This window comes from Paenibacillus sacheonensis (assembly GCF_009909195.1).
Taxonomy (GTDB): domain Bacteria; phylum Bacillota; class Bacilli; order Paenibacillales; family Paenibacillaceae; genus Paenibacillus_Z; species Paenibacillus_Z sacheonensis.
In genome coordinates this window covers 233,786-255,661 of sequence record NZ_JAAAMU010000002.1, presented here as the reverse complement: position 1 = coordinate 255,661, position 21,876 = coordinate 233,786, and the positions used below count along the sequence as shown (strand labels likewise).

Annotated in this window: 18 protein-coding genes and 1 riboswitch; of the genes, 4 read left to right on the top strand and 14 right to left on the bottom strand. The window is 59.0% G+C overall.

The annotated features are described in order from the left end of the window. The first annotated feature begins 147 nt into the window (after positions 1-147). On the top strand, positions 148-927 hold the full coding sequence (locus GT003_RS04155; protein WP_161694755.1) for a YheC/YheD family protein: 780 nt from the start codon (positions 148-150) through the stop codon (positions 925-927). A gap of 89 nt (positions 928-1,016) precedes the next feature. Next, positions 1,017-1,955: a DMT family transporter gene (locus GT003_RS04150; protein WP_338045841.1), complete on the top strand. Its 939-nt coding sequence runs from the start codon at positions 1,017-1,019 to the stop codon at positions 1,953-1,955. Between the two features lie 150 nt (positions 1,956-2,105). Here the strand turns inward: GT003_RS04150 and GT003_RS04145 are convergent, their stop codons facing one another. The 3 genes from GT003_RS04145 to GT003_RS04135 form a co-directional block, all read right to left on the bottom strand. Then, a complete protein-coding gene (locus GT003_RS04145) occupies positions 2,106-2,747 on the bottom strand; it encodes a hypothetical protein (protein WP_161694753.1) in 642 nt (213 codons plus the stop codon). A gap of 71 nt (positions 2,748-2,818) precedes the next feature. Then, entirely contained in the window at positions 2,819-3,883 is a 1,065-nt protein-coding gene (locus GT003_RS04140; protein ID WP_204798858.1) for a M42 family metallopeptidase, read from the bottom strand. Positions 3,884-3,943: 60 nt separating this feature from the next. Beyond that, on the bottom strand, positions 3,944-6,784 hold the full coding sequence (locus GT003_RS04135; RefSeq protein WP_161694751.1) for an ATP-binding cassette domain-containing protein: 2,841 nt from the start codon (positions 6,782-6,784) through the stop codon (positions 3,944-3,946). A gap of 92 nt (positions 6,785-6,876) precedes the next feature. Between GT003_RS04135 and GT003_RS04130 the strand changes: the two genes are divergently transcribed. Further along, complete coding sequence (locus GT003_RS04130; protein ID WP_161694749.1) at positions 6,877-7,497, top strand: biotin transporter BioY; 621 nt, start codon at positions 6,877-6,879, stop codon at positions 7,495-7,497. Between the two features lie 84 nt (positions 7,498-7,581). Here the strand turns inward: GT003_RS04130 and GT003_RS04125 are convergent, their stop codons facing one another. From GT003_RS04125 to GT003_RS04075, 11 genes are all read right to left on the bottom strand, one after another. Continuing rightward, positions 7,582-8,163: a hypothetical protein gene (locus tag GT003_RS04125; RefSeq protein ID WP_161694747.1), complete on the bottom strand. Its 582-nt coding sequence runs from the start codon at positions 8,161-8,163 to the stop codon at positions 7,582-7,584. A 193-nt stretch (positions 8,164-8,356) separates the two neighbouring features. Continuing rightward, on the bottom strand, positions 8,357-10,165 hold the full coding sequence (gene atzF, locus GT003_RS04120; RefSeq protein ID WP_161694745.1) for an allophanate hydrolase: 1,809 nt from the start codon (positions 10,163-10,165) through the stop codon (positions 8,357-8,359). Then, positions 10,162-13,815: an urea carboxylase gene (uca, locus tag GT003_RS04115; protein ID WP_161694743.1), complete on the bottom strand. Its 3,654-nt coding sequence runs from the start codon at positions 13,813-13,815 to the stop codon at positions 10,162-10,164. Before uca ends, atzF begins: the two co-directional genes overlap by 4 nt. A gap of 172 nt (positions 13,816-13,987) precedes the next feature. Beyond that, positions 13,988-14,638, bottom strand: a complete 651-nt coding sequence (locus tag GT003_RS04110) for an urea amidolyase associated protein UAAP2 (protein WP_161694741.1) — start codon at positions 14,636-14,638, stop codon at positions 13,988-13,990. Positions 14,639-14,766: 128 nt separating this feature from the next. Next, on the bottom strand, positions 14,767-15,489 hold the full coding sequence (locus tag GT003_RS04105) for an urea amidolyase associated protein UAAP1 (protein WP_161694739.1): 723 nt from the start codon (positions 15,487-15,489) through the stop codon (positions 14,767-14,769). Positions 15,490-15,541: 52 nt separating this feature from the next. Then, positions 15,542-15,675: riboswitch (guanidine-I (ykkC/yxkD leader) on the bottom strand. A 133-nt stretch (positions 15,676-15,808) separates the two neighbouring features. Then, a complete protein-coding gene (locus tag GT003_RS04100; RefSeq protein ID WP_239565612.1) occupies positions 15,809-17,743 on the bottom strand; it encodes an LTA synthase family protein in 1,935 nt (644 codons plus the stop codon). Between the two features lie 24 nt (positions 17,744-17,767). Continuing rightward, entirely contained in the window at positions 17,768-18,646 is an 879-nt protein-coding gene (locus tag GT003_RS04095; RefSeq protein WP_161694737.1) for a radical SAM/SPASM domain-containing protein, read from the bottom strand. A gap of 211 nt (positions 18,647-18,857) precedes the next feature. Next, positions 18,858-19,184: a hypothetical protein gene (locus GT003_RS04090; protein ID WP_161694735.1), complete on the bottom strand. Its 327-nt coding sequence runs from the start codon at positions 19,182-19,184 to the stop codon at positions 18,858-18,860. Positions 19,185-19,315: 131 nt separating this feature from the next. Next, positions 19,316-19,612, bottom strand: a complete 297-nt coding sequence (locus GT003_RS04085; protein ID WP_161694733.1) for a DUF6509 family protein — start codon at positions 19,610-19,612, stop codon at positions 19,316-19,318. Between the two features lie 55 nt (positions 19,613-19,667). Further along, complete coding sequence (locus GT003_RS04080) at positions 19,668-20,183, bottom strand: methylated-DNA--[protein]-cysteine S-methyltransferase (RefSeq protein ID WP_161694730.1); 516 nt, start codon at positions 20,181-20,183, stop codon at positions 19,668-19,670. Next, entirely contained in the window at positions 20,180-20,818 is a 639-nt protein-coding gene (locus GT003_RS04075) for a bifunctional transcriptional activator/DNA repair enzyme AdaA (protein WP_204798859.1), read from the bottom strand. The genes GT003_RS04080 and GT003_RS04075 overlap by 4 nt, the downstream gene beginning before the upstream one ends. 166 nt (positions 20,819-20,984) lie before the next feature. Between GT003_RS04075 and GT003_RS04070 the strand changes: the two genes are divergently transcribed. Then, positions 20,985-21,764 (top strand): DNA-3-methyladenine glycosylase family protein, encoded by a 780-nt coding sequence (locus GT003_RS04070; protein WP_161694726.1) that lies wholly within the window; start codon positions 20,985-20,987, stop codon positions 21,762-21,764. Positions 21,765-21,876 lie beyond the last annotated feature (112 nt).

Genomic DNA, 21,876 nt, shown 5'->3' with positions numbered 1-21,876 from the left:
GCCCCATGTTCGGAACCGCCATGTTTTCAGAAAAATCATAACAGTTTTCTTCCCGGGCGACAAATGACAACATTATGGCGAAAAAATTGCCCAAAGGCACAGTTCGCGCCGCCGCCCGGGACATAGGGTACGATGAGGTGATTCGCCATGGCCAAGAAATCCTACAAAAGCTCGGCGATCCGAGGCAAGAAGCGCGTCTGCGCCATGCTCTCGTCGAACGCAAGGTTGAAACGTTACGTTCCTCGAACTATGCTGCTCTCTGCTGCGAATTTATCGACGATGCTCGCTTCTTACCGAAGCGTATATATCAAGCCCGATGTCGGGTCGCTCGGCATCGGCGTATGCAAAGCGACGGCCGTACGAGGCGGATACAGGCTGGCGGAGATTAAAGGACGCAAGCAGTATACGAGCCATTTCGCTTCGATCGGATCGCTCTACCGCCATTTGAAGCGCGTCGGCAAGGGCACGATGATCGTCCAAAAATCGATCGCGCTCGCCGAGGTTGCTGGAAGACCGTACGATATCCGCATGATGGTGCAGCGCAAGCCGCGAGGCAAATGGACGTTTACCGGCTCGTTCGCCCGCATCGCCAGGAAAGGCAAAATCGTCACGAATTACAGTCAAGGCGGACGCTTGTGGACCATACGCCGTCTTCACCGCGCCGAAGGCTTGACGGCCGCGGCCAGCGATCGCAAATACGGCAGGCTGAAACGGATTTCGGTTCGAACCGCGAATTGGCTGGGGAGCAAGCGGGCCGGCATGCATGAGATCGGCATAGATTTCGCCTACGACCGCAGCGGCAGGACGTGGATTTTGGAAGTCAACTCCAACCATCCGCAGTTTCACCCGCTCGCCATCTCGGATCCGCCGACGTATAGACGAATGATGACCTTTGCAAGATCCTATGGGCGGCGCTCTGCCAAATAGCGCCTCTCTCTTGCCTGGACAAGCCCGGACGTGCATAATGAGGGATGCCGAACGTCTATTATTAGCCCATCGCAGAAAGGAACATCATCGTGCAAGCATCATCTGGGACTGCTAAACCTCCCTTGTCTCCGGCCATTCCGCTCCTGATCGGGATGCTGGCGATCTCCTTCGCCCCCATTCTCGTCCGTTCTTCCGACGCGCCCGTATCCGTGCAGGGCATGTATCGCCTGCTCTTCACGTTCTTGGTCATGCTCCCCTTCGGAGGCAGGCAGCTGCGGGAATTACATACGATCAGCCGGAAAGACTGGCTTCTGCTGCTGGCAGCCGGCTTCTTTCTCGCCCTTCATTTCCTGCTCTGGATGGCTTCGCTCACGTACACCTCCATCGCCAGCTCGACGATTCTGCTTGCCCTGGAACCGGTATTCGTCATGGTCGGCGCCTATTTCCTGTTCAAGGACCGGCCCGGCAGATGGGCCATCGTCGGCATGCTGACGGCTCTCGTGGGGGCTGTCGGCATCGGTTCGGGCGATATCGGCTTGTCGCAGCGCGCATTCTTCGGCGATACGCTGTCGTTTCTCGGCGCCCTCGCCGTGGCCGTCAATATGCTCATCGCCAAGCAAATCATGCGCCGCGTGTCTTCGTTCCTCTACAGCTTCATCGTGTTCGGCGTTACGGCGGCGTGCTTCTGCGTCTATAACGTCGCCATGGGCATCCCGATGACGGGTTATCCCGGCAGAGAATGGCTCGTGTTCGTGCTGCTTGCCATCGTGCCGACCGTGTTCGGCCATATGATCTTCAATTGGTTGTTGAAATACGTCAAGCCGACCACGATCTCGATGACGGTGCTTGCGGAGCCGGTCGGCGCCAGCATCCTCGGCATGCTGCTGTTCCGCGAGATGGTCACGGGCTTCCAGCTGATCGGCGGCATGTTCATCATCGCCGGCCTCGTCCTGTATATGCGCGCGGAGAAGCAGACGGCCGCAGCTACAATACCGGTCGATCCGCTGCCTGCAGCCGTCATTGAATAGTCATGTTCTCGAATAGGCGGATAACCAGATGGCGGGTAACGCAAAGCGGATAACAAAAAAGCGGATAACGAAAAAAGCCTGATTGCTCAGGCTTTTTATTCGTTATCCGCTTTGGTTTATCTGCTTGTTTACTCGGTTGATAGGCAGCGCCTATTCCAACCCGTGTTCCTCGCGAATCCGGTACAATCCCTGCACGATCGGATCGGCAGGATCGCGGTTCAGCAGGAAATGCGCAATCAGCACATGCAAAGGCAGCGCGCAGATATTGTTGCCGTCCGTAATAGACGTAAAGCCGGCTTCCAGAACGGGTCCGTGCTCTTCGTGAAGGTCCAGATCCACGTACACTTGCTCGTTCGGGAATTCATTGCGGACCGTCTGAGCGCAGTAAGGCACGATGACGTTATCGATCAACGCCTTCGCTTCGTCTTCCGACTGCGGAGGCTTAGGCAGCAGCTTGTCCGCGCCCTCGTTGCCGTCCATCAGATCGAAGAAGAACGAAGACATCCACAGCGCGGGATCTTCATTGGTTTGGAACGTATGCAGCAGCTCGCGCATGAAGAAGCCCGTGGCGTATTTGCCGCCGTCTCTTGTTTCTACTTTAAAAGTGAAAATCGGTCCATAAACCTCGTGGTTCAACACTTGTCCATCCACTTGCTCGTCTTCGAACTTGAAACGGAGCGCCTTCAAGCCATTCTCGTGCAGCGCTTGAACGACCTGCCGGAATTCGGCTTCCGAGACATTTCCTTGTTCCTGCGTATCATTGGAATTGGATACGTTATTCTCTGTCGTCATGTCGAATCACCCACTATTTATCATATAATGTCTGTTTTGCACTTGTCCACTTGTAATTTTTCCAGCAAGTCTCAGGCGCGGTCCTCGAACAGATAGGCCGCGAGCAGCGCCGCCGTATTGGCGACGGCATCCGCGTGCGTGCGCTCCATGCTGTGGGAGGCGTGCACGCCGGGTCCGATTAGGGCCGCGCGAATATTGCTGCCGCCCCGAAGGGCAGCCGAGGCGTCCGAGCCGTAGTAAGGATAAATATCGACCGCGTGCGGGATGCCCTCGCGCTTCGCCAGCGAGATGAGCGCCGATGTCATGCCGTAATCGTAAGGCCCGGAAGAATCCTTGGCACAGATGGAAACGTCGTTTTCCGTCGTCTGGAGATCGTCGCCGATCGCGCCCATGTCGACGGCGATCATCTCCGTAATGTCCGCGGGGATGAAGGAGCTGCCGTGGCCGACTTCCTCGTAGGTCGAAATGATGATCTTCACCGTGCGTTCCGGCGTCCTGCCTTCCCGCTTCATCCACTCGAGCAGCGTAAACAGCGCGGCGACGCTTGCTTTGTCGTCGAGATGACGGGATTTGATCAGACCGTTCGGGAGCACCTTCGTGCGAGGATCCCACGACACATAGTCGCCGACGCCGATGCCGAGCTTGAGCACGTCGTCCTTGGACTTTACCGGCTCGTCGATGCGGATCTCCATATTGGCTTCCTCGCGCTTGAAGTCGCGGGCGTCGGAATAGACGTGGACGGAAGGCTTCGTGGTTAGAACCGTCCCTTCGTAAGTCCGGCCGTCACGCGTATGTACGAGGCAATATTCGCTCTCTACCGTATGCATGGCATAGCCGCCGATCGGCGTAAACCGAAGCGTACCGGTCGGCTTGACGGAGCGTACCATGGCGCCGAGCGTGTCGACATGGGCCGTCAGCGCGATCACGTCGCGGGGATCCGGATGCGATCCTGGAATCGTGATCATGCCGTTACCTTTAGGCGTCATCTCGAGGACCAGGCCGAGCTTCGCGGCTTCTTCCTGGATGAGCTTCATGATCGCCGAGCAATAGCCGCTCGGACTTGGCGTCGCCAGCAGGCGTTCTAGAAAAGCGATCATATAAGTGCGGTCAAGCTGCGGGTGCAGCGGCTGCGTCATATTCCTTCCACGCTCCTTTCCTGAATCATGTACTATCATAGCCCATTTCGGACGAAAAACCTATTCGATCGCATGGAGCAGCAATCCGCCCGCGACGCAAGCAAGGAGAAGAAATGCGTCTCGCGTCTTCCATTGCTCGGTTACGAGCACGGCTCTGCGATTCCGGGACCCGACCCCCCGGCTCTCGAGCGCGTCCGTGACTTGATCGCCAAGCCGGAACAGCGACAGCATGAACGGAAGCGCCGTTTCCCGGATTCTGGAGGCGGCATTCCGCAAGGTACTCGATGCTTTCTTGCCGCGAGCGGCGGCAATACGGGAGAAACGTTCCCATTCCGCCAGCAGCACGGGCACGAACCGAAGCAGGAGCGTGATCGTCAGCAGCAGCTTCGTCGCCCATGCCGGCACGCGGCCGAACTTGACGAACAGCTGCTCGAGCGAGCGCCGCAGCCGAAGCGGCGTCACCGCGATCGGGAGGCCGAAGCCAAGCAGCATAACGATCCACGGCCTGATAAGCGATTTCAAGGAAATCATCGCCGCTTGGCCGTCCCAGAAGTCTCCGCTTAGCTGCCAATCGATCCCGGCGAACACGGAGATGACGATCGTGAACGCCGTAATCGTCTTGATCGCGCCACGCCAGCGGCGGAGCGGAATCCGTCCCCAATAAATCGCTCCGGCGACGAACGCGAGCGAGAGCAGGATGCCCCGCCAGCCCGTCAGTTGAAGAATGAACAATGAAAGCACGATGTACGACAGCCAAACCGCCCGCGCGTCGAAGGCCGCGATCGGCGAAGGCCGTGCCGCATTCGCCCGCTTGGCGAACGGCGTTCTTGCTTGTGCAGGCGCAACTGCCGGGCTGGGTAATTGCGATGAGCGAGGTAACGTCTCCGGATTCCACATCGACTCCGGCTCCAGGGAATGCCCTCCCGAAGCGGCACCGGCTTCGGTTCCGGCAGCTGCTTGATGCGTTGTAGTCAAGTTAGCAATGTCTGCATGCACGTTGTCTAAGGCAGTTGGAGTTGAAGCTGCAAGGGCAGCTGCATGTGCTGTTGGTGCAGCCGGGATCGCCGGGAGTTCTGATGAATGCGGTTCCCTCGGACGACCCGCTAACGCGGACGCCAATATTCCCGGCTCCCATACCTGCTCCGGAGCAACCCCCAGACGGATGGACCGATGCGCAATCCGCAGCCAATCCGGCACGTCCATTCCCGCCTCCGTCAGCCAATGCGGATGGGATACCAATTCCATGCTGTCGCAGGAGCGGACGCTGCCATCCGCGCGCAGGAGGAGGAAGCGGTCCGCCAGCTCGCAAACCCAGTCGCTTTCATGCGAGATCAGCAGAATGCCCTGCCCGCCCGCCGCGCACTGCCGCAGCTTAGCCGCCAGCAGCTCATGGCCGTCTGCGTCCAGTCCCGCCGTCGGCTCATCCAGCAGCAGCCATTCGGCCGGAGGGGCGAACAAACAGGCCAGGGCCGTTCGTCTCCGCTCGCCCCCGCTCATCTCGTACGGATCCCGCTCCAGCCAGTCGGAATTCCAGCTGACCGCGCGCAGCGCTTCTTCGATTCGAGCGGTCCGTTCCTGCTCCGTCAACGCCGTATACGGCCGCAGCGAATAACGAAGCTCTTCCCGGACGGAACGCAGGAACAACTGTTCTTCCGGGGACTGGCAGCTGTACGAATAAGCGAGCATCGCTTTGCTGTTCGGCTTGAATTTGTTCCGTATCGACATTCGCCTGCGTACTTGCAGCGGCTCGTCGCCATAATAGACTGCCAAGCCATCCGCATTCCGCAGACCCGCGATTCGTTCCATCAGATGCGTTTTGCCCGCCCCGTTCGCGCCCATCAGCACAGTGATTTGGCCTGTATGCAATTGAAGGGTAGAACCATCCGTCCCCCTACCGTCCGGCAGCTGACTGGCTCCGGCTTCCGTCTGGCGAATGCCCGTTATCGTGAGCGCCGAGCCTTTCGTTCCTACCCGCCGCTGCTCCGTCTGTTGCATCGCGCGCGACTCGTGGGCAGCGTTGTTTGATTGCCGCGCAGTCTCTTCTCCGGCAATAACAGGGAGAATCGATTCCCATGCTTCCGCGGCTCGCGGAAAAGGAGGCTGCAGCCTCCCCTCGCGTCCAAGCTGAAGCGCGAGCCTCGACGCATACGGCAATCGCAATCCGCAAGCCAAGCAAGGCGGCGCTTCTACCGTAATAGCCTGCGGGTAATCCATCCCATATAAAAATTGGCCGCCGTTTCCGTCGAAGAAGATCCTGCCCGATGACATGGCGACCGTTCTTTCCGCATCGCCGATCTCTTGCAAACGCTGCGTCACCCAGACGACGGCCGTCCCTTCGCGGTTCAGCTTCGCCGCGATGCCGCGCACGCTCTCTCTCGATTGCTCGTCGAGCATCGACGTCGCCTCGTCGAAAACGATCAAGGGCAGCTTCGCCGCCGAGGCCGCCGCGACGGCCGTCAGCTGACGCTGGCCGCCGGACAGCTGATCCCAGGTCAAATCGCCGATGGCTTGCAAACCGGTCTCGCGCAGAATCTCCTCCGATTTCCCTCTAATCGCCTCCGGCGCCAGTCCGCGCCATTCGAGCGCGAATCGGATTTCTTCCCGCGGCGTCTCGGCGAACAGCTGGGCATCCGGCTGCTGCATGACATAGGGGGAAGGGATCGTGCCTGCGAAGCCGCGGTCCCAAGTCCCTTCGACGCCGTCGATCATGAGTCCCGCCAAGAGACGGGCCAAGGAAGACTTTCCGCTGCCGTTGACGCCGACAAGGTTGACCCATTCGCCAGGCTTCAGCTCGAAATCAACGCCGCCCAGCCGCGGCATCTCCTCGCCCGTTTCAAGCCTTCTCTCTATCTTGACGCCTTGCAGGACAAGCGTTCTATGTAAGTTGTCGACCAATTCCATTTCCCTCTTCCCAAAAGTTTACTCCCGTGATAAGATGCTAATTGTTAACCACTCATAGATAACAAGGTTAACATTAGAGAGGAGAATTTACAATGGAAACTACGCCAATCGGCACGACGCAAACATCGATCTCGGCCTCCGAGCGCACGAATTCCGCTTCATGGATTCGGGGTGCCGTCTTCACGGCCTTGTTCGCCGCCCTCTTCGTCGCCTTCAGCTTCGTCCGAATCCCGCTCTGGTACTCGGCGATCCCGATTACGCTCCAGACGCTCGCCGTCATGCTCGCGGGCGGACTGCTCGGCGCTTATTACGGCTTCCTCAGCATCCTGATCGTGGTTCTGTTGACGACCGCGGGACTCCCCCTGCTGGGCGGCAGCGGCGGACTCGGCGTCGTCTTCGGCCCCTCCGGCGGATACATATGGATGTTCCCGCTTTCCGCGCTGCTGATCGGCTTCGTCAGCGACCGGCTGTTCGCCCGCGCGAGCAGGCTGAATCGAGGCGGCATGGCGATGCTGGTCATCGGCCTCGTGCTGTTCAGCGTCGTGCTGGCTTACGTCGGCGGCGTGCCATGGTATGCCTTCAAAGCAAAGTTGTCGTTCAGCGATGCCATGAAATTCGGCTGCTATCCGTTCCTGATCGGCGACTTTGCCAAAGCCGCCGTCGCGGCCGTATTGATCGGAACGCTTCGCCCGCTGCTCGCAAGGCTGCGTTAAGCCTGTGCCTGCCTAACTTCACGTTCCTCGCGAACGGTCACCTTCCAAGCTTCATGCGAATCGCAATCCGTTCTTCCGGCCCGCCTAGAGTCCGAGCTCCCTTCTCAACAATTGAGCGAGGTCGGACAAGGTGGGCTTTTTGACGGTCACGACCAGACGATCGCCGCTCAGCTTCACCGCTTGAATACGAATCGGCTTCGGCAAGTAGCTTCCGAGCGGGATGACGATGTCATCGAAATAATCATTCGGCAAGGGCCTGCTTCTCAGCTTCGCTTCATCCACCTCGGCCACTAAATTCGGTTCGCTCCACATCACGCGGTAGTAGACGATAATGCCAACCGGTATCCGATCCTTGACTTTCAAATTATAATGCGCGGCGATGCGGCCGTCCTCGAATCCGAACCGCGCGCCGGTAATCGTTACATTCGTGCCGTACTGCGGATTGTCCGCGATGTACGCTTTCGCGATATTGTTGACGTCCGCCTCCGAGAGCGACATCGACGTGCTGAGATTCTTCGCCATGTCGACGGCTCGGTCCTCCAATGGAACCGGGCTGTATCGGAGATCCAGCTCTTCCGAAGGTTGGACGTACCATATGGCGGCTAAGCCTAGAGCAACGATGAGCACAAGTAAAATAGCGAGTCCGATCAAACCTTTCTTCAACACGCTCATACACCTCCGGCTTTCAACTATTATACGCCTCCTCTCTCTTCACCTTCCAGTCTGCGGAGCGAAGCAGCGGCAGTTCGTCAGCTCCGTCAAGACGGTTCTGGGGCACCGGCGGACGAGAAATGAACGCCGACATAACGTAAGCAAGCCGCGCCCTGGCAGGACGCGGCTTGCGATCATTCACGGTTGCTCATAAAAGCACAACATTGCGCCACGAACCGGCAGCCGTAATATCCTCCGAGCCGCTCGCTGCATAAGCTTCGCAGGTGAAGCCCGGCACTTCGCTGCCGTCGCTCAGCTCGACCTTGCCGATGCCGAGCGGCGCGGGAATGCCTGCGACGAAGCCGCCGAATGCATGCAGCGGCATCTCCCAGACCTCCAGCGTGATCGGCGCTCCGCCCTGCTCCTGACGGATCATGCCCGGCTTCGCGGGAACCGTCGGCAGCTTCACGAGACGATACTTCGGCGCGCTCTGCGTCTCGCGGACGAAGACGGCTCCGCAGGCCAGCATCTGCTTCTCCAGCGGGAAACCGCGCATATGGAGGCCGCAAACGGCGACGAGCGTCGTTTCGGGTTTGGTTCCGATCCCGGACGCATCCGGTTGCGCCGGCTTCGACGCCCTTGATACGGCAGATTCTGCCTGTTCGCTTGCCGAAGAGAACGCCTCGGCGATCCCGCAGATCAGCGATTCGCTCTGCGCCGAAGCGAAGAACGTCACGCCGAACGGCAGCCGATCCGAAGCTTCGCCCGCCTGCACCGCAACGGCGCAGAGGTCGAGCAGGTTGCAATGGTTCGTATACAGCCCCATGCCGTTGTTCGTTTCGATCGGCGCCTTGCGAACGTCATCCCGCGTCCACGTGCCGCCGCAGGTCGGCAGCATCAGCGCCGCGCCCTCCAACAGCCCGCTTGCTTCCCGTTTATACGCCTGCAGCTTATGCATGGCCTGAAACACCGATGCTGCCGTGTATGCCGGCGAATCTCCCGTTCGCAGCACCTGCTCCGTCACGGGAAATACCGAGCCGGGATGACCGTCAACGAAGCCGCCCAGATCCGCCCAGCGCTCGGCCACCCAAGGGCCGCCATAGAGGATCGACGCCGCTTCCGCGAACAAATCCATCCCCACCGGGATGACGGGAATGCCGAGCGACACGACCGTCGCGACGGCTTCCTCCCATGCGGCACGGTACTGCTCCGCATAGGGGCCGAAGAAGACCGGCGTTTCGTCCGGCAGGCAGAGCGCGGACGGCAGACGGTTCTTCTTCGGATGCGGGATCGACTTCGACCACGGATCAGTCGGCTCCAAGCCGCGGGCGATTCCGTCAACGGCCAGCGCATCGTCCAAGCCGTGCGCGAACACGGTCACGCAATCGAGGCTGGCGCAAGCCGGTACGACGCCCTCCGTCGGCCATGCGCCGAGGCTCGGCTTGTAGCCGACGAGGCCGTTCAACGCCGCCGGCACGCGGCCCGAGCCCGCCGTGTCCGTCCCGAGGGCGAACACGGCTTGCCCGCGCGCCACCGCGACGGCGGAGCCGGAGCTGGAGCCGCCGCTGATGAGCTCCGGCCGCAGCGCGTTATGCGTTTCGCCGTACGGGCTGCGCGTGCCGACGAGACCGGTGGCGAATTGATCGAGGTTTGTTTTGCCGATGGGAATCGCCCCTGCCTCGATCAGCCGCCGCACGACGACGGCGCTCGCTTCCGGCACGTAGGCGAAATCCGGACAGGCCGCGGTCGTCGGCACGCCGGCCCAATCGATATTGTCCTTGATGGCGAACGGAATGCCCCACAGCGGCGAGCTTTCGGGATCCTTCTCGGCTAAACGATCCACATACGGCGCAATCCGTTCGAGCGACGGAGGCGTAATCCAAATATTCATCGCTTCGTCCCGCAAGGAACGGCGGATAATCTCGTGCACGACCGCCCCGGGAGTCAGTTCCTTGCTTGCATACCGCTCCCGCAGCCAGGCGGCAGTCAGCTTCTCGGGAAATTGGACATTCGTCATGCAATCGTCACCTCTCTTATGTTCTCCTTCACGAGACTGACGATCAGCTGCCCCGTATGCACCTCGTCGCCCGGCTTCACGAAGACGGAAGAAACGAAGCCGTCGCATGGCGCCGTCTGGGAGAACTCCATCTTCATACTCTCTTCGATGATGAGCGTATCGCCCTTCTTCACCTCGCGGCCCGGCTCCACCAGCACCTTCCATACGCTGCCCGGCATGGTGCATCGTACGCCGACCGCTTCCGCCGGAAGCTCGTCTTCTTCCGCGGCCTTCGGCGCTTCGCTCTCGGATACGTATTCGGCCAAGCCCATTTCTTTCCAACGCTCGCGTTCTGCTTGGAACGCCGCTTGCTGGACGTCCGCGAAGGCTTCCGTGCTTTCTTCGATCGATGCCAAGAAGGTCAGATAATCGCCCAGCTTGAACGTCGTCTCCGTAATGTCCGCCTCGAACCGTCCGCGCATGAAATCTTCTCTCAGCTGCAGCAGCTCATCGGCGCTGACCGGATAAAATTGAATCTGATCGAAGAACCGAAGCAGCCATGGCTTGCCCGAATGAAAGCTCGCCGTCTCGCGGTTCAAGTGATTCCACATCTGAATCGTGCGGCCCACGAATTGATAGCCGCCAGGTCCTTCCATGCCGTAAATGCACATGTACGCGCCGCCGATGCCGACGGCATTCTCCGGCGTCCACGTCCGCGCCGGGTTATACTTCGTCGTCACGAGCCGATGGCGCGGATCGACCGGGGTCGCGACCGGCGCGCCTAAGTACACGTCGCCGAGGCCGAGCACGAGGTAGTTGGCTTCGTGAACGATACGATACACGTCATCGATGCTGTCCAACCCATTCACGCGTCGGATGAATTCCAGGTTGCTCGGACACCATGGCGCGTCCGGACGGACGTTCTGCTGATAACGGTCGATCGCCAGCTGCGTGGCAGGATCATCCCACGACAACGGAAGACGCACGATCCGCGATGGCACTTCGATCTCTTCGAGCGGCGGCAAATTCTGGTCGAGCTCCAGAATACGTCGGCAGGCTGCCTGCACCGTAGTCGCTTTCGGATCGATATGGATTTGCAGCGAACGAATGCCAGGGGTCAGATCTTGAACCGGAATGGTGCCGTCGCTTACGATGGCTTCCATCAAGGCGTGCACTTGGAAGCGCAGAAGCAGATCCAGTTCCATCTCCCCGTATTCCACTAAAATGTTCTCGTCGCCGCTGCAGCGGATCGTGATCGGGAAGCGTCGGTTGTCCGTCTCTTGGTGCAGCAGCGGATAGGCCGGCTTGATCCCGGTTTGCGGCTCCGGCAGTCCGGCCGGAACCAGTGCCTCCCGGGCGTCCTCGCCGATGGCCTGCAGGTTCGATTCTTGAAGCCGGCGCAGATGATCCGCTTCCTCCAGCGTCAACAGTTGGAACCGCACCGTATCGCCGGCGTGCAGCTGACCCAGCTTCCAAAATTCCGCCGAGGCCGTCGTTACCGGGCAAACGAAGCCGCCGAGGCTGGGACCGTCCGGACCTAGCAGAATCGGCATGTCTCCCGTCAAATCCAGCGTTCCGACCGCATAGGCGTTGTCATGAATGTTGGACGGATGCAGTCCAGCCTGACCCCCGTCCTCCCGTGCCCAATGAGGCGCCGGACCGATGAGGCGAACGCCGGTGCGCGAGCTGTTGAAATGAACCTCGAACGCCGTGCCGGCAAGCTCCTCCAGATAGCTGGGCTTCAAATACTCTTCCGTGCAGTGAGGGCCGGGAATGACGCCGATCGTCCATTCGCGCGTCAGTTCGGGCCGATCGGGCGCTGCCAGTCGCAAAACCGAAGCATCCGTTCTTCCAACGTGGCCGTCTCGGCACACCCCAAGCACGTCGCCTGCGCGCAGCGCGCGTCCGCCGTGGCCGCCGAAGCCGCCGAGCGTGAAGGTCGCGGAGCTGCCGAGAATCTTCGGCATGTCGAAGCCGCCGCCGACCAGCAAATAGCTTCTCATTCCGACTGCCGCTTCGCCGAAGCTGAGCACCTGGCCTTGGCGGACCCGTATCGGCTGATACGTCGCAATCGCTTCGTCGTCCAGCAGCGCCCCCATGTCTGCGCCAGTCAAACAAATCACCATCTCCCCGCGGAAACGGTAAGCGCCGCCGCGCAGCGTCAGTTCTAAGCCCGATGCGCCATCCGGATTGCCAAGCAGCTTATTGCCGATGCGGAACGACAGCGGGTCCATCGGTCCGCACGGCGGAACGCCGACAGCCCAATAGCCCGTCCGGCCCGGCCAGTCCTGCACCGTGGACTGCACGCCGCCATCGACGACTTCGATGGCATGCTCCGATGGCTCGAATCCGCTCAGCAGCTGCGTGTATACGCTGCCGGTCACGAACGCTTCTTCGCTTAGGAGCGCTCGCACGTACTGCAGATTGGTCGTAATGCCGTACAGCCGCGTCTCTTCCAGCGCTGCGCCGAGTTTGGCGATGGCATCTTCGCGGTTCTCGCCTCTTACGATAATCTTGGCCAGCATCGGATCATACAGCGTCGTCACCGTAATTCCGTCGCGCACCCACGTTTCCACGCGGGCGTTCTCCGCGAATTTCACTTGATCCAGCTTGCCGGCGCTCGGACGGAACTGATGCAGGCAGTCTTCCGCATAGATACGCGCTTGGATGCTGTGGCCCGCCGGACGGGCAACGCGGGATTCGATATCGCGCAGTTCGTCCGCCGCCTCCAATACCATCCATTCCACGAGATCGACGCCGAGCACCTCTTCCGTTACGCCATGCTCCACCTGCAGCCGCGTATTCACCTCGAGGAAGTAAAAGCGGCAGGCTTCCGGGTCGTACAAATATTCGATCGTGCCGGCACTGCGGTAGCCGACCTCGGCAGCAAGCCGCTTCGCCGATGCGAACATCTCTTGGCGCACGCCGTCCGTCAGGCTCGGGGCGGGACTCTCCTCGATCACCTTCTGATTGCGCCGCTGTATCGAGCAGTCCCGCTCGCCGAGCGCCGCTACTTCGCCGAACCGGTTGCCGAAGATCTGCACCTCGACATGGCGTGCCTTCGCGATATATTTCTCGAGGAAGATGCCCCCGTTCTTGAAGTTCGTCTCCGCCAAATGACGGACGCCGTCGAACGCTTCGCGCAGCGCGCGCTCGTCGTGGCAGACGCGCATGCCGATGCCTCCGCCGCCCGCCGTGCTCTTGAGCATCACGGGATAGCCAATCGCTTCCGCTTCCGTCAGCGCTTCGTCCAGCTCGCTGATCAGCGCCGTGCCCGGCAGCATCGGAACGCCGGCGCGCTCGGCGATCTCCCGCGCGGAATGCTTCAAGCCGAACATCTCCATCTGCTCCGGCGTCGGGCCGATGAAGACGATGCCATGCTCGCGGCAAGCGCGGGCGAACGCAGCGTTCTCGCTCAGAAATCCGTAGCCCGGATGGATGGCCTGCGCGCCTGCGTCGATCGCGGTGCGAAGTATGCGATCGGCGTCGAGGTAGCTTTCTTTGGCCGGACCGGCCCCGATAAGGACGGCCTCGTCGGCCCCGTCCACATGCAGGCTGTCCTGGTCGGCGCCGGTATACACGGCAACGGATTGAATGCCAAGCTTGCGAAGCGTACGTTCGATTCGAACGGCGATCGCGCCGCGGTTGGCTATGAGAACTTTCGTGAACATGGCTTTTCCCTCCCGGTTAACTGTATCTCTATTTAGAAGTTCCGCATGCTAAGCGCCAAACAAGAAGCTTCAGTTAGAAGCTATATACTAGAAGCTTCTTGTTTGGCGTATCGTTGCCAGGCTTTCGTTGCAAACGAATTATTTATTCGATCATCTATAAGTTCCGGTCAAGCTAGGCGTTCCAGATCAGGACGCGGATCGGCGTCGGATTATAGGCGTTGCACGGATTGTTGAGCTGCGGGCAATTGCTGATCAGCACCGCCGTGCGCGCGATCGATTCCATCTCGACGTAGCAGCCCGGAGCCGAGACGCCGTCCGCGAAACGAAGTCCGCCATCCGGCGTGACCGGCACGTTCATGAAGAAATTGACGTTCGGCGCCAAATCCCGCTTCGAATAGCCGCCGTCGTGCTTGGCCAGCTGCAGCATGAACGTATCGCGGCAGTTGTGCATGTGAAGCTTGTCGTGCGAATAGCGCACCGTATTGCTTTGCGCGGAACAGGAACCTCCGACGGTATCGTGCCTGCCGCAGGTATCCGCGACGATCTTCACGAGCGGCTTGCCCGATTCCGCGCGGAGAACGGAGCCCGTCGTCAGGTAGATGTTTCCTTGCGCGGCGATGGTTGCGACCGCGCTGTAGTGGTCTTCCTTGCTGTCGGCGTCGAAGAACAGCGTATCCGCCGCTTGATTGCCTTCCAGGTCCACGATGCGGAGCACTTGCCCCGGTTCCAGCACCTTCATCCAGCCGTCGCCGGCCAATACGATCTCGTCGACGATCGCTTCTTCTTCCCTCAAGCTGCTTTCCGTGCGGATAAAAGCGCTCATGCGATGCCCTCCTCAAAGTCTCAAATTTTTCGCAACCTGCAGTTGCATCTTAAGTTTGCGGCCGAATGCTGCCGGGTTCTTCCGGGTTATTCGGATAAAAGTCGGATGTCGATCCGCTTCGGCGCGTCTTACGGTCTAGCCAGCAAATGATACTCCGCCGTATTCTCGAACGCGCGGCGGTTCTCGCCGCGGAAATGATAGCAGTAATCCGTTTCCGGCCGGAATTCGGGCGCGAGCGACACGTCGAGCTTGACTGCCGCCTCCGGGTAAACCGTGCTCGGATTCAAGGGGTTCGGCGTATTGGAGATGACGATCAGGACGTCCATGTCCGTGCGAAGCGTGACCGTGCTGCCTTCTTTGCAATGCGAGCCGTCATAAACCATCGCGCCTTCTTCGTCGCAGGCGACCTTGGCGAACAAATTAACGACCGGGCCGAGGTCGCGGACGCCCAGGCCGCAGCGCACGAGCTCGACGGCAAAATTTTCGTAGCCGCTTCGCAGCCAGTCATTTCGCAGCGTCTGGTAATTCGTTGCGCCGTATTTGGCATCCGTGCTTTCGCGCGTCGTAAGCCCGCTGATCGTGTCATGCCAGCCGAGGCCGTCCTCGACGATACTCGCCAGCACCCGCCCGTTATCGCTCATCAGCACGTTGCCGCGGGTGAGATGCGCGGTATACTGCGCCTTCAGCGTATCCGGCATATTATAGCGCTCCGTCAGATCATGAGCGTTGTACAGCATGACGGCCGCATTCGCGTCATCCTTCAGCGCCGTGAACGTGAGCAGGCGGCCTTTCGCGATCACGCCGGACCATTTGTCGCCGGGCGCGATGGTTTTGCTCCACAAATTTGTCATTGGAAACCCTCCTTCGATGGTCGCGGTAAAAACAAAAAAGCCTGAGAGCGCGACCTCCCAGGCTTTTATCCTTCCGTGTTATGCAGGCTCCTTCGTACCGGGTACGAGCAGCTTCCGCACACTATCTCTCGGACCAGACTTGATGGGCAGTTACCTGCCGCCAACGGAACCCTAGATAGCTTTTTTGTCCTCAATGCTAACATGAGAACCGATATGCAATTGTTAAAACCTGCTATTGCTACTGATTATAGGTGCGCATGCACCGATATGTCAACAGTAATGTCAGGTTTTATTACATCACTTATCGATTCTCATGGTTTTAACGCTTCGGAAGCGAACGAACGTAACGGTCGGACAGCTCCATCAGCTTCAAGATATAATCGTAATCCTTTCGGTACGGAGTCAAATCCTTCACCGGCTTCAGCGTTCGAATATCAACGGCGGTACCATCGTCGAAACCTTTGCCCGGCACGAATAGGACATCGTCGTTGATAAACGATCCCGTCGGCATATAGTACCGAGATCCGACGACATTATGATCGATGTTGAGCAGGTCATGGCCGAATGCCGTGACGCCCGCATCCGCCAGCTTGACGCCGAGCAGATTGGCGACCGTCGGCATGATGTCCAGCTGACCGCCCGTCCGGTCCACTACTTTGCCCTGCCGTTCGCCCGGCAAGTGGATGATCAGCGGAATGTTGAAGCGCGATACCTTCGGGTCGTAAGGGATGCCGAGCGCTTGGCTGACCTGCGCAGGATCGTTGTCGTTCGGCTGCAAGCCGAAATGATCCCCGTACAAGACGAGTACGGTATCGTCCCACAGTCCCGCCGACTTCAGCCGGTCGATCAACGTGCCGATGGCGTAATCCGTATAATTGACCGCCAGGAGATAATTGCCCAGCTGCGTGCCTTGCAGATTGTCCGGCAGCGTCATTTTCATGCGGTCCTTCGGCACCTCGAACGGGAAGTGGCTGGATACCGTAATGAGCTGGCCGTAGAACGGCTGCTTGCTTTTGCCGGCTTCGCTCAGCTTGTCGACGGCGACGCGATACAATTCCTCATCGGAGGCGCCGAAACTGTTGAACTTGTCGTTCTTATAATACGGCTTGTCGTAGTAATGGTCGAAATTGAGCGCCGCATAAAGCTTGTTCCGGTCCCAGAACGTCACATCGTTGACGTGGAACGTGTCCGCGACGTAGCCGTTCTGCTGCAGCGCTCTCGGCAGGCTGGGCAGGTTCCGGTCGCCGTAGCCGGTCGACATGGCGATCTGCGCCGTCGGATAGATCGACGTATTGGACATGAATTCCGCGTCCGACGTGTTTCCCTGGCCGATTTGTTGAAAGATATGCGGAAAGTACAGGCTGCCGCCGGCAAGCCGGTTCAGCACCGGCGTAATCTCCTGTCCGCCCAGCTTCAGATGGATCGGGAAATTCTGAAACGCCTCCATCTGGATGACGATGACGTTCTTTCCTTTCGCGTTCCCGAAGTAAGCCGGCGCGCTGCCGGGCTTGTCCCGATACGGATACGTCGCCTGCAGATCGACTGCTTGCTGGACGAACTCCGACGTATTGCCCTCGGCCGCGATGCTGTTATCCTTTGCCGCCTTGATCGCGGAAGACACCTGATAGTTCAGGAACCCTTCGTCCTCCGCTTCCACGAGCTCGTTCTCGATCGGCATGCCCAATTGAATGAACCGCGTCGAGACGACGATGCCGACGATCAACAGAACGCTCAGCACGACGCGGTACATCGGCGACGCGGAAGCCGTTCTTCTACGGCCGTAGCCTCCGCCTCGTCTGGATGAAGCGGCGGCATAGACCCAGACTCCGATTGCGATAACGATATCCGGGAAGAACCAATAATGGCTCCACTGGATCGTGGACTCGACGCTGTCTTTGATCTTGGTCACTTGATGCAGCTCGTACAGCGCCGTATACGTCGGCACGTTACCGAAATGCTCGAAATAAACGGCCGACGAGAATAACAGCAGCGAGACGATCACGTTCAAAGCGCCGTAAGCCCAGACCTTGACTCTGGCCGGCGTCAACAGCTCCACCGCGCATACAAGCACGAGGAGCGCCGACGCGTCGGCGGCAAGCCTTGGCCACTTGATGTCCCCGAATAAAAAATAGCGCAGCAGCGCCAGCTTCGTAAGCAGAATAACGACAGCCGCGTAGAAGAGCGGCACGCGGAACCCGCGGTCCCCCTTCATGCGAAACGCCGTTTCGTTGGATCTAGAGGTGTAATGAGACATAAGAGATTACAAAACCTTCTTTCCTTACATGCTGAATCGCTGTCTGTACCCGCATTTGCGGCAGAGCTCTTCTACCACTTCGCGGCGGGAGAAGCCGTCGTACAGGCGATTCGCGCGTTCCCCTTCGATGATTTCCGAGAAAGGAGTCCGGTGAATGTTGCCCAAATCGATCACGCCTTCGCCGTCCAAGCAGCATGGAATGACCGTGCCGTCCACGAGAACGCCGGCCTGGTTGCGAAGACCATGGCAGAAGCCGCGACCCTCGTCTTCCTTCTCTTTCAGGTCCGGCCATTTGAATTCGTGATCGTGGTTCAGGTAGATGCGATCCGCCAATTTGATCCCTTTCCCCCGTTGGAACCGGTCCTGTATGCGGAAGTCCAGCTCGAATTCCCGTTCGAGTTGATCGAGAATGACCTGGTTGCGCTGCCGATCGACGTTCGTCGCGTTGTCTTCGGTCAGATTCCACAGGCGCAGGGAGATGAGAATATCCGACTGCGCGACGGCCGCTTTGGCAAATGCCAGCACGCTGCCGACATACCCTTCTTTGTCTACGGAACCTTCATGGCCATCGAAGCTGTGCAGCGAGAAATTGATTTGGCGCAGCGCCGGCTTGCCGATGATCTTGGGTCCGGCTTTATGAAGCAGCGTGCCGTTCGAGGTCAAGTTGACCTTGAAGCCGCGTTCGTGGCTCAAGTCGAGCAGCACGTCGATTTTGGGATGCAGCAGGGGCTCGCCTTTGACGTGAAAATAAATATGATCCGTATGCGGCCTGATTTCGTCCAGCGTTTTCGTGAAATCCTCGATGCCGATAAAGCCTTTCGCACGATTCGTCGGCGGGCAGAACGAGCAGGCCAAATTGCAAATGCTCGTAATTTCGATATAAAATTTCTTGAATTTCTTCATGCCGCTTAAGCCTCGTTTCTTTCGTTCGGCCGGAGCCGGATCGCGATACCATACCCTCCATTATAAAACGGCAGCGCAAAGCCTGTCCACTTTCGGCGCCAGCGCTTCCTCCATTTCCCGGCAAACAAAGAAACAGGACCTCGGCATGCAGGTCCTGTGCGTGTGTGGTTTCCATCTCAACCCATTGCTCTTGCAAACGCATTCATGAACGTTACGCTCTCTGCAGCAGATTGTGCATTTCATCCTTCGTGCGCTCCACCTTGAGTACATGCTCGACGGTAATGTCGGACTTGCTTCCATTGCGGAAAGTGCTGCCTTCCAGGTGGTACCCGTTCGCTCTGGCCATGGAGTAGAAGGCGCAAAGCTGGTTGGCAATCCGTACGGCCTGGTCTTTGTTCGAAGCCGTATATAACGTATTGCCGAAACTGAGAGGATTACTGTTGCTTTGGATGTTGACATGGAAGGCATCGGCTTCGCCGTCCACCTGCTTCACCAGGATTTGATTGTTGTAACAGTTCAACAGATAATGGACTGTCATGTCATTCACCGCCTCTTCGCTTTGTTTCGGCCCGCATATCCGCTTGCCGTACTCCTTATTACACGGGGCAAGTCGATATGAAACCTCCATTCGAAACGATCCGGATTCAGGACCGGGCGCACGCTTTTATTCTATTCTTCCGCCTCGGAGAAATGCTCGCCGCAGAACGATTCCAGCATGCGTTCTTCTTCGTCCTCCAGCTCCGCATCCACGAATTTGTCGTTGATCCGCTCATGCAGCGCGTATCTCACGATCTTGCCGTCCTCGCCGTCAACGCGATAAATCACCCGTATGTATAGACCGCCTTCGACATACAGCTCATCGTCCTCGGCGACCTCGATCTCCAGCTTGAATTCATACCGCTCGCCCGTCAAAATGCCGAACGGATCTTTCACTTTCTCAACCTCGTATGCCTCGATCTCGACCAACTTGCCTCATCCTTCCAATCGTCGTAGACTCCATTATAACCCGATCGGGGCCATCTTACGAGTCGGCGGCGAGGATCCCCTCGAGCTTCAGCAGCGCTTCCTTCGCCTTCATGCCGCCGCGGTAGCCGGTCAGCTTGCCGTTCTTCCCGACGACGCGATGACAGGGAACCGCGATCAGCACGGGATTGGCGCCGATTGCCGTTCCGACCGCGCGCACCGCGGAAGTTCTGCCGATGCGATCCGCGATATCCGAATACGCGCAAGTCGTCCCATGCGGAATGCGAAGCAGCTCCCGCCATACGGATTGCTGAAATGCGGTTCCGTTCATATCGAGCGGGATATCGAAGCCGCTTCGGCTGCCTCGCAGGTAATTGCGTATCGCCTCGGCGTAACGTTCCATGCGCGCATCGGCTTGAATAAGCTCCGACGCCGGAAACCGCTTCTTCGTCCATGCCTCCAACTCCGCGAACGGAGCGTTCGGCGAACCGACGTAACATAAGCCGGCGTCCGTAGCCGCCAGGCACAGCTTCCACGATTCGTGATCTAGAAGCGTCCAATAGATTTTCTTCATGGGTTTCGCCTGCTTTCTTTTTGGGTAAGCTTGTCATTTCGGAATTGTTGGGTATCGGAAGCTGCACCGGAGTCGCCCAGCTCGTTGACGGGCCGATGATCTCTTCTATATTGGGAAGGCGTGACGCCGGCCGCTTTATGAAATACGGCAGCGAAATGGGCCGGATTCGAAATGCCGACTTCATCGCCGATCTCGGCAACCGAAAGCGCCGTCGCGCGAAGAAGCGTCTTGGCCGCCTCGATCCGGACTTGAAGCAGATATGCGGCTGGAGATATGCGTCGAAGCCGTTTGAACGTGCGCTGCAGATGATAAGGGCTGACATGCTGCTGTTCGGCCAAGGCATTCAGCGTAAGGCGGTCGCCGTATTGCTTGCGGATCGCTTCGGCGACCGCGTCCGTCCATTCTTCGTCCGGCAGTTTCAGTCCGTCCGGCTTGCAGCGCTTGCATGGCCGGAAGCCGGCCCCCAGCGCTTCCGCGGACGAAGCGAAGATCCGCACATGCTCGCGCCGCGGCGTTCTTGACTTGCAGGACGGCCGGCAGAAGATGCCCGTCGTGCTCACGCTGTAATAGAATCGTCCGTCCTGTTCGGCATCGCAGTCCACGATGGCATTCCAGTTCTCGTCGGTCACTATCATCCTCACCTCCAAGGCAAAGTATACCCGCTTCGAGGTCCGCATGTAAGCCGCCCGGAATGGAAAAGCAAGATTACGACAGCCTCGCTCCGTTACTTATGGTACAACTAGGAGAGCATCGCCCGCGTTTATCGCGGCGCTCGTTACAGTCGAATCAGGAGGTTTTCGCATGTCACCTAATCCAATCACGATCACGATGACGCCCCCGAAGGCGTTCGACTTCCATCATATTCTTGGCTATCTGGCCCGTTCGAGCAACGAATGCTTGTATCGCGTGGACGGCGAGACCGTCACGAAGCTGATAACCGTTCTGGGCCCGCCGATCTTGATCCGTGTCGCCTCGTTGCCGGATGGCTCGCTGTCCATTGCGCTTCCCTCCCTTACGGAACCGCCGGACGCCGCGCTGTCGGCTGCCATTTCCGATTACGTCCGGGACTGGTTCGATATGGATCGAGACCTCGAGCCCTTCCTCGCGCTTGCGCTGCAAGACCCCGTGTTGGCCGAGCCGGTCAGGCAGTTCAACGGGCTCCGCATCGTCGGCATCGCCGAATTGTTCGAAGCCATTTGCTGGGGAATCATGGGACAGCAGATCAACCTTGCCTTCGCTTATACGCTCAAACGCCGGTTCGTGGAGCGATTCGGCGCCTCCGTCGAATGGGAAGGCCGTCGATACTTCGCCTTTCCGGAGCCGGACGTCATCGCCGCCCTCGACCAAGCCGAGTTGACCCGGATTCGCGGCATCGGGCCTTGGACGGCGAACTACGTGCTGATGCGCTGCCTGCGCATGCCCGCGGCGTTCCCGATCGAAGACGTCGGCCTGCATAATGCCCTGAAGCTGGTGCTAGGCCGTGACACGAAACCTTCCATCGCCGAGATCAAGGAGCTGTCCGCGGAATGGAAGGACTGGAAAGCTTATGCGACGTTCTACTTGTGGCGTCTGCTCTATTGACGTTAAAGGCTGGTTTGTTGGGATTTATTGATCGTGCGCCTGGTTTTTATTAACGGTATTACTGGTTTATTGAATATGCTTTGCATTTTCGGCAGAAGAAAAGCCGCCCGAA

Excerpts from the sequence above, each read along its gene's own strand:
- GT003_RS04155 (WP_161694755.1), top strand. The coding sequence starts at position 148 with ATGGCCAAGAAATCCTACAAAAGCTCGGCGATCCGAGGCAAGAAGCGC.
- GT003_RS04145 (WP_161694753.1), bottom strand. The coding sequence starts at position 2,747 with ATGACGACAGAGAATAACGTATCCAATTCCAATGATACGCAGGAACAA.
- GT003_RS04140 (WP_204798858.1), bottom strand. The coding sequence starts at position 3,883 with ATGACGCAGCCGCTGCACCCGCAGCTTGACCGCACTTATATGATCGCT.
- GT003_RS04135 (WP_161694751.1), bottom strand. The coding sequence starts at position 6,784 with ATGGAATTGGTCGACAACTTACATAGAACGCTTGTCCTGCAAGGCGTC.
- GT003_RS04130 (WP_161694749.1), top strand. The coding sequence starts at position 6,877 with ATGGAAACTACGCCAATCGGCACGACGCAAACATCGATCTCGGCCTCC.
- atzF (WP_161694745.1), bottom strand. The coding sequence starts at position 10,165 with ATGACGAATGTCCAATTTCCCGAGAAGCTGACTGCCGCCTGGCTGCGG.
- uca (WP_161694743.1), bottom strand. The coding sequence starts at position 13,815 with ATGTTCACGAAAGTTCTCATAGCCAACCGCGGCGCGATCGCCGTTCGA.
- GT003_RS04110 (WP_161694741.1), bottom strand. The coding sequence starts at position 14,638 with ATGAGCGCTTTTATCCGCACGGAAAGCAGCTTGAGGGAAGAAGAAGCG.
- GT003_RS04105 (WP_161694739.1), bottom strand. The coding sequence starts at position 15,489 with ATGACAAATTTGTGGAGCAAAACCATCGCGCCCGGCGACAAATGGTCC.
- GT003_RS04100 (WP_239565612.1), bottom strand. The coding sequence starts at position 17,743 with ATGTCTCATTACACCTCTAGATCCAACGAAACGGCGTTTCGCATGAAG.
- GT003_RS04095 (WP_161694737.1), bottom strand. The coding sequence starts at position 18,646 with ATGAAGAAATTCAAGAAATTTTATATCGAAATTACGAGCATTTGCAAT.
- GT003_RS04090 (WP_161694735.1), bottom strand. The coding sequence starts at position 19,184 with ATGACAGTCCATTATCTGTTGAACTGTTACAACAATCAAATCCTGGTG.
- GT003_RS04080 (WP_161694730.1), bottom strand. The coding sequence starts at position 20,183 with ATGAAGAAAATCTATTGGACGCTTCTAGATCACGAATCGTGGAAGCTG.
- GT003_RS04075 (WP_204798859.1), bottom strand. The coding sequence starts at position 20,818 with ATGATAGTGACCGACGAGAACTGGAATGCCATCGTGGACTGCGATGCC.
- GT003_RS04070 (WP_161694726.1), top strand. The coding sequence starts at position 20,985 with ATGTCACCTAATCCAATCACGATCACGATGACGCCCCCGAAGGCGTTC.